9 protein-coding genes and 1 pseudogene are annotated in these 10967 nt (G+C 50.1%); 9 read left to right on the top strand and 1 reads right to left on the bottom strand.

The window, feature by feature from the left end:
- The 7 genes and pseudogenes from ACR0QE_RS11810 to ACR0QE_RS11780 all read left to right on the top strand — a co-directional run.
- Positions 1–444, top strand: a pseudogene (locus ACR0QE_RS11810) (hypothetical protein); the annotation flags it as partial.
- A 19-nt stretch (positions 445–463) separates the two neighbouring features.
- Positions 464–1123, top strand: coding sequence for a phosphate propanoyltransferase (locus tag ACR0QE_RS11805; RefSeq protein ID WP_432628547.1), 660 nt, complete (start codon positions 464–466; stop codon positions 1121–1123).
- A 127-nt stretch (positions 1124–1250) separates the two neighbouring features.
- A complete protein-coding gene (eutM, locus tag ACR0QE_RS11800) occupies positions 1251–1535 on the top strand; it encodes an ethanolamine utilization microcompartment protein EutM (protein WP_027640772.1) in 285 nt (94 codons plus the stop codon).
- A 270-nt stretch (positions 1536–1805) separates the two neighbouring features.
- A complete protein-coding gene (locus tag ACR0QE_RS11795) occupies positions 1806–2900 on the top strand; it encodes a GGDEF domain-containing protein (protein WP_432628546.1) in 1095 nt (364 codons plus the stop codon).
- Positions 2901–3078: 178 nt separating this feature from the next.
- Positions 3079–4452 (top strand): NCS2 family permease, encoded by a 1374-nt coding sequence (locus tag ACR0QE_RS11790; RefSeq protein ID WP_432628545.1) that lies wholly within the window; start codon positions 3079–3081, stop codon positions 4450–4452.
- Between the two features lie 393 nt (positions 4453–4845).
- Positions 4846–6555, top strand: coding sequence for an ammonium transporter (locus tag ACR0QE_RS11785; protein ID WP_432628544.1), 1710 nt, complete (start codon positions 4846–4848; stop codon positions 6553–6555).
- Between the two features lie 275 nt (positions 6556–6830).
- Positions 6831–8606 carry an oleate hydratase gene (locus ACR0QE_RS11780; RefSeq protein WP_432628543.1) on the top strand — a complete coding sequence of 592 codons (1776 nt, stop codon included), beginning with the start codon at positions 6831–6833 and terminating at the stop codon, positions 8604–8606.
- Between the two features lie 76 nt (positions 8607–8682).
- On the opposite strand, the gene ACR0QE_RS11775 is transcribed toward ACR0QE_RS11780, so the two are convergent.
- A complete protein-coding gene (locus ACR0QE_RS11775) occupies positions 8683–9591 on the bottom strand; it encodes a LysR family transcriptional regulator (RefSeq protein ID WP_432628542.1) in 909 nt (302 codons plus the stop codon).
- A gap of 308 nt (positions 9592–9899) precedes the next feature.
- Here ACR0QE_RS11775 and leuD point away from each other — a divergent pair, with 308 nt between their 5' ends.
- Together leuD and ACR0QE_RS11765 are read left to right on the top strand one after the other, a co-directional pair.
- The gene (gene leuD, locus ACR0QE_RS11770) at positions 9900–10379 is read left to right on the top strand and encodes a 3-isopropylmalate dehydratase small subunit (RefSeq protein WP_432628541.1); all 480 of its coding nucleotides are present in this window, start codon (positions 9900–9902) and stop codon (positions 10377–10379) included.
- Positions 10380–10383: 4 nt separating this feature from the next.
- Positions 10384–10967 (top strand): aconitase family protein (locus ACR0QE_RS11765; RefSeq protein WP_432628540.1); only part of this gene is annotated, 584 nt, incomplete at its 3' end.

The raw sequence follows: 10967 nt of genomic DNA, 5'->3' as shown, positions 1-10967 counted from the left end.
ACCGGAATCAGCACCGGACTGAATGTTGCCTTCACACTGGGCTGTGGCACCTGCGGCGGAAGCTCTGTATCGGAGAACGTCAGCCCGCTCAACTTAATCAACATCAAAAAAGTTGCATACGGACTCAAGAACTGTGCAACTCTGATCGAAGATGACTGCACCTTCCATCATCCGGAACTGACCGGCGGATATGCACCGGCACCGGCTTCCTGCTGTGAGACTGCACCGGCTGCATCTTCTGCCTGCGCACATGAGTTCAGCCCGGCAGATATCGTGGCTTCTTTCGAAAAGAAGCAGAATCATCACTGTGTTGGCAGCTGCGGCGCAAGTGTGGAACAGTCGATCACGAGTCAGAATGAGTTGAAGGCAGCAGCAGAGGGATTTACGGACGATGCTCATCTGGCAGATCTGGTACGCCAGCTGATCTCTTCCATGAACAAATAATAACAGGGAGGAATCATCCATGGATCAGTGCGAAGCACTTATGAAACTTATTATGGAAGCCGTCAAAAACGGCACAGATTCCAGGGTGGATTCCGCAGAGAAAGAAAAGACGCAGGGAATTCCGGTGGGAGTTTCCAACCGCCATGTCCATCTTTCTGCGGAGGATCTGGAAAAACTCTTCGGTGCGGGATATGAGCTGACAAAGCTCAAAGATCTTTCCCAGCCGGGCCAGTTTGCCTGCAAGGAGACGGTCACAGTCTGCGGACCGAAGGGGGCGATTGAGAAAGTCCGGATTCTCGGACCGGTTCGCAAGGCGAGCCAGATTGAGATTCTTGCGGGAGACTGCTTCAAACTCGGAGTCAAGGCTCCGGTGAAGCTTTCCGGAGATCTCGACGGAACCCCGGGAGTGACGTTAGTCGGACCGAAGGGGTCTGTTCAGACGAAAAACGGTGTGATGGTGGCACAGCGCCACATTCACATGCTGCCGTCAGATGCAGAGCACTTTGGCGTGCATGACGGCGAGCGCGTCTGCCTCGAGGTGGACGGTGAGCGCGGAGGCATTTTAAAGAATACGGTGATCCGTGTGACGGATCAGTCCGGTCTGGAATGTCATCTCGACATGGAAGAGGCAAATGCGATGGGACTCGGTTCTTCTTCCACGGTGAGAATTGTGCGCTGAGTCCGGGACGCGCGCCTGTATGGGTGATCGGGAAAAGTCACTCACAAAAAGGAAAAAGAGAATCAAATCATCCAATTAAAAAGAACATTAAAAAGAAAATTTGAAAGAAAATCAGGAGGAAACAAACATGAAGTACGATGCACTGGGAATGATCGAGACAAAGGGACTGGTAGGATCTATTGAGGCAGCAGATGCAATGGTAAAGGCAGCAAACGTAACCCTGATCGGCAAGGAGTTTGTAGGCGGCGGTCTGGTAACTGTTATGGTTCGCGGTGATGTGGGTGCGGTAAAGGCAGCAACTGACGCGGGTGCAGCAGCAGCTCAGAGAGTCGGCGAGCTCGTTTCCGTACACGTTATTCCGCGTCCGCATGCAGAGGTAGAGACCATCCTTCCGCATGTAAGCGAGAACTAAGATTTAATTCGACGAATCAATGGATTCGTTCTGCCATTTGATTTTTTGACCCGCTTGAAATTATATTCCTTCAACCGAAATCTATATTGACGAGAGACAGGCGCTTCCCCACAAACGGGCGCCTGTCTTTTTTTGTATGATAGGAAATTGCGTCCTGCGAGCAGGATTCTTTTTACGGTCCTTGACGAAAATGCCGGAAAATGATACGATTTACCATATTGTTTGTGCATTTTGGTGCAGACATTGCTCACAGAGAAGGGGGAGAGAAGGGTGCAGATTGGAAAAAGCTTGCGGACAAGAATCCGGGAAAAGCATCAGCGTTACGGAAACCATATTCAGAAATGGATTCAGGGGCTTCTGATTTTCCTGATGATTGGAATGACACTCTGCATGATGAGAGAGGTATCAAAAATTCAGGGGGATGCGCGGGTTGTCAACTATGCCGGTATTCTGCGCGGGGGAACGCAGCGCATGGTGAAGCTCGAGATTGCCGGAAAGGGGGACAACGATCTCGAGAAGTATCTCGATGACATCTTTGATGGTCTGCTTCACGGAGGCGGAAAGTATCGCCTGACCAGTCTGAAGGATGAGGACTATCAGCAATATCTGGAACTTCAGTATAATTACTGGAAACTTCTGAAAAAGAAAATCGAGACGATCAAGCGGCAGGGCTATGGACAGACGGATCTGATCTCGATGAGTGAGACCTACTTCCATTTAGCGGATGATACGGTTACGGCGGCAGAACTTTACACACAGAAATGCGCGACAAGGATTAGCCAGTTAGAGCGGGCGCTCAGCGTTGTGATGGTTCTGATTGTGTGCTCAATGATCCAGCAGTCGATCGAGGAAGTCATGCTGATGAAGAGCAACAAAGATCTGAAGAAAAAGGCCTATATCGATCTGCACACCGGGCTTCCGAACAAGAGCAGATGCGAGGAGCTTCTGATGGACCGCGAAAATTTAAGCGAGGGCGATGACAAGGCAGTGATGATCTTTGATTTGAATGGACTCAAGCGGGTCAATGACACCCTCGGCCATCTCGCCGGGGATACTCTGATTGCAAACTTTGCAAATGCCCTCCGCTCATCGATTCCGGAGTACTATTTTGTCGGGCGCTACGGCGGAGATGAGTTTATGGCGATCTTGGAGCACACGGACAAAGAGAAGGCGGAGGCTGTGATTGCAAATATCCAGACGACGGTGGATCACTATAACGAGTTCAGCAGACAGGCGCATATGGAGTTTGCCTGGGGCTATGCGATCTCCTCGGAATTTCCGGAGGCGACGCTCAAAGTGCTTTTGGAGCAGGCTGACCGCCGGATGTATGAGAAAAAAAAGAGCATGAAGGGCGCACGCGTGTAGAGTAACCGTGCAGGCACAGATTCAGATTCCTTGGAATATGAAAAATGAGACTGGTATTTCTCTCTCTTAGATGTTACAATAAAAATGTTGCGTAAAAATATTGCGTAAAAAAGTGTGTATCCCGACCGGATCTTGAGATTTGGAAAATGGGGACATATACGGGAAGAGAGGAAAAAATATGAGTCTGGAAAAAGTGTTTCATCTCAAAGAGAATCACACGGACGTAAGAACGGAGGTTCTCGCGGGTGTCACCACGTTCATGACGATGGCGTACATTCTCGCGGTGAATCCGAGCATTCTGAGTGCAGCGGGAATGGACAGCGGCGCTGTGTTCACGGCGACGGCAGTGTCGGCCCTGCTCGGAACGCTCTGCATGGCATTTATGGCAAACTATCCGTTTGTTCTGGCACCGGGAATGGGCCTGAATGCCTACTTTGCCTACACGGTTGTCCTGCAGATGGGATACAGCTGGGAGATGGCTCTGACCGCAGTGTTTGCGGAGGGTATTATTTTTATCATTCTGTCTCTGACAAATGTGCGTGAGCGGATTTTCAATGCGATTCCGATGAATCTGAAACATTCGGTATCTGCGGGAATCGGTATCTACATTGCATTTATCGGTATGCAGAATGCAAAGATCGTAGTGGACAGCACGACTCTGGTGTCCTTCTACTCCTTCAAGGATTCCGTTCAGAGTGGAACCTTCTCGACGGAGGGAATCACGGTGCTTCTGGCGCTGATCGGAATTCTCATCAGTGCGATTCTTCTGGTCAAGCAGGTGAAGGGAAACATTCTCTGGGGCATTCTGATTACCTGGATTTTAGGAATTGTGTGCCAGCTGACCGGACTTTATCAGGTCAACCCGGATGCGGGCGCGTACAGCCTTCTGCCGGATTTCTCAAATGGAATTGCGATTCCGAGCATGGCACCGACCTTTATGAAACTCGATTTCAGCAAGGTGTTCTCTCTGGATTTCTTCGCGATTGTGTTCGCGTTCCTGTTTGTCGATCTGTTTGACACACTGGGAACCCTGATCGGTGTGGCATCCAAGGCAGATATGCTCGATGAGAAGGGACGTCTTCCGAAGATCCGCGGAGCTCTGCTCTCCGATGCGCTCGCGACAACCGCAGGTGCAGTCTTTGGTACTTCCACCGTGACCACCTTCGTGGAGAGTGCCTCCGGCGTTGCAGAGGGAGGACGCACTGGTCTGACTGCGGCAGTTGCAGCGATTCTGTTTGGACTGTCCCTGTTCTTGTCCCCGATCTTCCTTGCAATTCCGTCGTTTGCGACAGCTCCGGCGCTGATTGTGGTAGGCTTTCTGATGATTTCCTCGATGCTGAAGGTAGATTTTGACGACTTCACTGAGGCGATCCCGGCATACATCGGTGTCATTGCAATGCCGTTTATGTACAGCATTTCCGAGGGTATTGCGATGGGAATTATCTCCTATGTCGTGATCAATGTCGTATGCGGACGGGCAAAAGAGAAGAAGATCAGCCCGCTTTTGTATGTTCTTGCAGTGCTTTTTGTGCTGAAATACATCATGCTGTAAACCGGATAAGATTCTTTTATCAAAAAACTGTTAAAATAAAGTGTGTCTGTGTGAAAATACAGGAAAGAAAAGCAAAGTTCTAAAAAAATAAGGAATTGATTCTGCGGGATTGACAGAGCAAAAAAGAAAGCATATAATCCGTAACCAAGCAGAGAGGCTAAAGGAAATGAGACCAGCCTCTCTGCTTTTTTTCTTTTTTACAAATGGATGTGCTCTCGGAACCTCTCTTGCACCTGCCTTTGCGACCGATTTTCCGCCAGTCATGCACAAATTTTATCAACGTACACACCGTGTACGCCTCAAAAATTTGCGCACAACTGACAAAAAATCTTTTCGCAAAAACAGGCACAAAGAGATTCCGAGAGCACATAAGGGAATGAGGAGGAAAAATCTATGTATTCATCTGTCGACGTCATCTGGACCCTGATCGGCGCAGCGCTTGTCTTTTTCATGCAGGCAGGGTTCGCACTCTGTGAGGCGGGCATGACCCGCGCGAAAAACACCGGAAACATCATCATGAAGAACCTGATGGACTTCTGTATCGGTACTCCGGCGTACTGGTTTGTTGGATTTGGCATTATGTTTGGCGGTGCTGGCGCCCTGATCGGCGGTTTCGATCCGTTCATCCGCGGAACCTATGATTTCGGAACACTTCCGACTCTCTGCTATGTGATTTTCCAGACGGTCTTCTGTGCAACTGCAGCGACGATCGTATCCGGATCGATGGCAGAGCGCACGAACTTCAAGGCATACTGTGTATACAGTGGTCTGATCTCTCTGGTTGTCTACCCGATCTCCGGACACTGGATCTGGGGCGGCGGTTGGCTCTCCTCCCTCGGCTTCCACGATTTTGCGGGAAGCACGGCAGTCCATATGGTCGGCGGTGTCTCCGCCTGTATCGGAGCGAGAATCCTTGGACCGAGAATCGGAAAGTATGACAAGAACGGAAAGGCACATGCAATCCCGGGCCACAACCTGATGGCAGCGGCTCTCGGTGTCTTCATTCTCTGGTTCTGCTGGTTTGGTTTCAACGGTGCAAGCACCGTAGCGATGAGCACGGATGCAGATATGCTCTCCGCAAGCCGGATTTTTATGAACACAAATATGTCCGCAGCAGTTGCAACCTGCACCGTTATGATTTTCACCTGGCTTCGCTACAAAAAACCGGATGTATCGATGTCCTTAAATGGTTCTCTTGCGGGTCTTGTCGCAGTGACTGCAGGTTGTGACATGGTGACGACGACGGGTGCTTTCTTCATCGGTCTGATCGCCGGCATTCTTCTGGTTCTCTCTGTCGAGTTCTTTGATAATGTAGTAAAAATTGATGATCCGGTCGGCGCGATCTCCGTTCACGGTGTCTGCGGTGCAACCGGAACGATCCTGACCGGTCTGTTTGCACAGGATGGCGGCCTGTTCTACGGCGGTGGTTTCCATTTCCTCGGCGTACAGATCCTCGGTGTTGTCTCCGTCATGCTCTGGGTGATTGTGATGATGACGATCATCTTCAAGGTGATTGATAAGTTCATCGGTCTTCGCGTTCCGGAGGAGGTTGAGATCGAGGGTCTTGACTACCATGAGCATGGACTGATCAGCGCTTACGCAGGTTTCAATCTCTCTGAGGTTTCCACCGGCATGGAGATCAATGAGAATACCGATCTCGGTGAGTCGGACTATGAGAAGGCGAGCGAGAAGCAGAAAGCCGTGTCGGTTCCGGTGACAAAGACGACGGCGGCAGGCGGGGCAGGAACCGGAATGTACAAGGTTTCGATCATTGCAAAGTATTCCAAGTATGAGGCGTTAAAGAGTGCGCTCAATGAACTCGGAGTGACCGGAATGACGGTGACTCAGGTTATGGGATGCGGAATCCAGAAAGGCATCGGTGAGCGCTACCGTGGTGTTGAGATGGATGTGACGGTTCTGCCGAAGATGAAGGTGGAAGTCATTGTCGGAAGCATTCCGGTTGAGAAAGTCATTGAGACGGCGAAGAAAGTGCTCTACACCGGTCACATCGGAGATGGAAAGATCTTTGTCTACGAGGTGATGAAAGTCGTCAAAGTCCGTACCGGTGAGGAAGACTTCCAGGCCCTCAACGATGTGGAGTAAGAGAGAAAAGCATTTGCGCAATGCATAAAAGAAAAAGAAAAATAAAGAAAGTGCAGTTGCTCTCTTTCATATTCTGATGTATAATAGAGACGATGTGATATGACTTGCTAAGACGCGACAACTAGTTTTAAATACCACATCAAAACAGATTCCCGGGGTTTTAGTCGGATTACATATCTGGCCAGAATCCCGGGTATACTGATTTCAGAAGGCAGAAACATTTTGCAGACCTGTGATTTGGGGAGATCGGAAGATTAGAAAGAGAGGGCAATTTCATGTATTATTCAAGCGGAAACTATGAGGCGTTTGCGCGTCCGGTGAAGCCGGAGGGAGTGGACAAAAAATCGGCATATCTGATCGGTTCGGGACTTGCCAGCCTTGCAGCGGCATGTTTTCTCGTGAGAGACGGACAGATGAAGGGGGAAAAGATTCACATTCTGGAGAAAGATCCTGTTGCGGGCGGAGCCTGTGACGGTCTGCTGTTTGAAGATCTCGGATATGTGATGCGCGGCGGCCGTGAGATGGACAATCACTTTGAATGTATGTGGGATCTGTTCCGCTCGATTCCGTCGATTGAGACGGAGGGCGTGAGCGTGCTCGATGAGTATTACTGGCTGAATAAGCGTGACCCAAACTATTCGCTGATGCGTGCGACCGAGAAGCGGGGACAGGATGCGCACACCGATGGAAAATTTGGTCTGTCCGACAAGGGAGCGCGGGAAATCCTGAAACTTTTCTTTACTCCTGATGAAGACCTTTATAATAAGAAGATAACGGATTTTTTTGACGATGAAGTCTTAAATTCAAACTTCTGGCTGTACTGGAGAACGATGTTTGCGTTTGAGAACTGGCACAGTGCGCTGGAGATGAAACTCTATCTGCGCCGCTACGTCCACCACATCGGCGGACTTCCGGATTTCACGGCTCTCCGTTTCACCCGTTACAACCAGTATGAATCGATGATTCTCCCGATGATCGAGTATCTGAAGAAATTTGACGTGCAGTTCCATTTCAACACAAAGGTGACGGACGTCCGCTTTGATATCAAAGATGGCAGAAAGCAGGCAAAGTCGATCACGGTTCTCGCGGATGGAAGAAAGAAGGAGATTGCGCTGAGTGCGGATGATCTGCTCTTTATCACCGATGGAGGCTGTGTGGAGAATTCGACGCTCGGAAGCCAGAACCGCCCGGCAGAGTGGAAACCGGAACTCAAGGAAGGCGGTGGCTGGGATATGTGGCGGAAGATTGCCGCTCAGGATCCGTCATTTGGAAGACCGGACAAATTCTGCCACGATCCCGAGAAGACGAACTGGATGAGTGCGACGGTGACGACGCTCGACGACAAGATCCCGCCGTATGTCCAGAAGATCTGTAAGCGCGATCCATTCTCCGGGAATGTCGTGACAGGAGGAATCGTGACGGTCAAGGACTCCAACTGGCTGATGAGCTGGACCTTCAACCGCCAGCCTCAGTTCCGCTCCCAGCCGGAGGGACAGCTCGTCGGCTGGATCTATGGTCTGTTTACTGACAAGCCGGGCAATTTCGTCAAGAAGACGATGCGCGAGTGCACGGGCAAGGAGATCTGCATGGAATGGCTGTATCATCTCGGTGTGCCGGAGACCCAGATTGAGGAGATGGCGGAGCACAGTGCAAATACGATTCCGTGCATGATGCCCTACATCACCGCGTTCTTCATGCCGCGCGAGAAAGGCGACCGCCCGCAGGTTGTTCCGGAGGGCAGTGTGAACTTTGCGTTTATCGGACAGTTCGCGGAGACGGAGAGAGATACGATCTTCACGACCGAGTACTCGATCCGGACCGGAATGGAGGCAGTCTACACCCTCTTGAATGTAGACCGCGGAGTTCCGGAAGTATGGGGAAGTGTCTTTGATCTGCGCTGTCTGCTGAATGCGACGACAAAACTGCGCGATGGAAAGAAAATCACCGACATGAATATGAACTTCATGGAAAAGATTGCACTGAAAGAGATGCTCAAGCGTCTCGATAAGACGGAGATCGGAAACCTGCTCAGAGAGTACGGTGTGATCTGAGTATGGTCTTATTTAGAAATAAATAAGTAAAAATCAGATACGTTGACAGTTGAAAGTCAGGATTTCTCAGGATTTCCTAGGTCAGAGTCCCTTTTGCGCGTTCCTCACAGAACCGCATGAAGGTGTCGAGGGCCCGGGAAGTCCTGTTTTTATGGCAGGCAAATCCGATCGTTCTCTTGTGGATCGGGGTGTCGAGCTTGAGCTGGACAAGCCGTCCGCTCTCCAAATCTTCCTGAACAAATTCCTTGATCACGCTTCCGATTCCGAGACCGATCCGCGTAAATTCGATCAGCAGATCCATCGTCGTCACCTCGAGCAGGTTGTTTGCCGTGATGTGGTTGAGACTCATGTAGTCGTCGATGTAGTGGCGGGTGATGTTGTTCTTGTCGAGAAGCATGATATTGCCGACCTGAAAGACGTCGGCATCCTCTCCCTCGCGCAGACGCAGGTTCTCGAGGTAGGCGGGGGAGGCGGCAAAGATGTCCTCGATGTCCATGACCGGCAGAACGTGGAGATTCTTCTGGTGACGCTGGGGCTCAGCGATCAGTCCGACATCGATCTGCTGCTGCTCAAGCATGGAGAGCGTGTGCGTCGTGGACTGGCTCTCGATCGTGATCTTGATGTGCGGGTAGCGCGCGATAAAGTCCTTGAGATAGGAGACCATGATAAACCGGCAGAGCGTGTTGCTGACTCCGATGCGGATGTGTCCCATGTTGAATTCCTTGATGCGCTTGAGCTCGAGTTCCCCGGCGGAGAGCTGTTCAAACGCAGCCTTTGTGTGCGCAAAGAGAAGTGCGCCCTCCTCAGTCAGCTGAACGCCGCGGGAACCACGCGTAAACAGAGTCGTTCCGAGAGAGTCCTCGAGTTTGCTGATCGATTTGCTGATAGCCGGCTGGCTGATATAGAGTTCCTTCGCGGCGCGGGAAATATTGCCCGTCGATGCGACTGCGTAAAAAATCCGATACTGAGATAAATTCTGATCCATAAAAATAATTTTTGTCCTCTTCTTTTATGTTCTTTTTTGAAAATAAGTGCTTTTATCGTTCCTGTACACGGGCAGGAATTTTCCGGGTGGAAAAATTCAAAATATAAAAAAATATAAACAGTAACTTTTTATAACTAACTGTTATGATAAATATGAGTATTATCTATTGTTATTATAGCAGTGAAAATGATATAATACAAACGATTATTGAGAAAAGATTGTGCCCGCAACGGACGGACACAAGAGGGACTTCAACAAAAAAGGTTAAAAAAGGATTTAAAAAGTTGAAGCACAAGGAGGAAGAGATAATGTCTGTGGGAAAAATTTTTAAATTTCACAACGACCTGGATACGGATCAGATTATTGCATCGCAGTATTTGCTGCTGCCGAACATTGAGGAGATGAAGGTACATACGTTTGAGTCTCTGGATCCGGATTTTCCGAAGAAGGCAAAACCGGGGGACTATGTAGTGGGCGGAGAGAACTTCGGCTGCGGTTCTTCGAGAGAGCAGGCTCCGAGTGTTTTAAAGGCACTTGGAATTCAGGCAGTTGTGGCGAAATCTTTTGCACGGATTTTCTACCGGAATGCGATCAACATCGGACTTCCGGTTATCGTCTGCAAGGATCTTCCGGATGCGGTTCAGACCGGAGATGAGATGGATCTGTCTCTGACGGACGGAGTTGCAGTAGCAAACGGAAAGACATATTCCTGTACGAAACTGCCGGAGTATATGCAGAATATTTTAAGCCAGGGCGGATTGATCGCGTCCCTGAACAAGGAGGATTAAGACCATGGGAATGACAATTGCAGAGAAGATTATTGCTCTGGCAGCGGGTGTGCCGGAGGTAAAGGCAGGAGATATTCACACGGTCAATCTGGACCGCATGATGAGCAACGACGGAACGACTCATCTGACCGTAGATATGTATCACAATAAATTAAAACATCCGCACATCGCAGATCCGAAGAAGATGGTCTTCATCGTGGACCACAATGTTCCGTCTGACAGCCCGAAGACCGCAGCATCCCAGAAGAAGATGCGCGATTTTGCGAGAGAGCACAACATTGATTTCTGGGAGGGCAAGGGTGTCTGCCACCAGATCATGATGGAGAACTATGTGCGTCCGGGTGAGCTGATCTTCGGTGCAGACAGCCATACCTGCACTTACGGTGCTCTCGGCGCGTTCGGTACCGGTGTCGGCTGTACCGACCTGCTCTACGGCATGGTGACGGGAACCTCCTGGGTACTTGTCCCGGAGACCGTAAAGTTCAATCTGGTTGGAAAGCTTCCGGAGGGCGTATATCCGAGAGATCTGATGCTGACGATCATCGGTGAGATCGGGGCAAACGGCGTGAACTATCAGGTGATGGAGTT

Source organism: Brotaphodocola sp. (assembly GCF_050873065.1).
Taxonomy (GTDB): domain Bacteria; phylum Bacillota; class Clostridia; order Lachnospirales; family Lachnospiraceae; genus Brotaphodocola.
This window is presented reverse-complemented; position numbering and strand designations above follow the sequence as displayed.

Coding starts and splice junctions, on each gene's coding strand:
- ACR0QE_RS11805 (WP_432628547.1), top strand. CDS start 464: ATGGATCAGTGCGAAGCACTTATGAAACTTATTATGGAAGCCGTCAAA.
- eutM (WP_027640772.1), top strand. CDS start 1,251: ATGAAGTACGATGCACTGGGAATGATCGAGACAAAGGGACTGGTAGGA.
- ACR0QE_RS11790 (WP_432628545.1), top strand. CDS start 3,079: ATGAGTCTGGAAAAAGTGTTTCATCTCAAAGAGAATCACACGGACGTA.
- ACR0QE_RS11785 (WP_432628544.1), top strand. CDS start 4,846: ATGTATTCATCTGTCGACGTCATCTGGACCCTGATCGGCGCAGCGCTT.
- ACR0QE_RS11780 (WP_432628543.1), top strand. CDS start 6,831: ATGTATTATTCAAGCGGAAACTATGAGGCGTTTGCGCGTCCGGTGAAG.
- ACR0QE_RS11775 (WP_432628542.1), bottom strand. CDS start 9,591: ATGGATCAGAATTTATCTCAGTATCGGATTTTTTACGCAGTCGCATCG.
- leuD (WP_432628541.1), top strand. CDS start 9,900: ATGTCTGTGGGAAAAATTTTTAAATTTCACAACGACCTGGATACGGAT.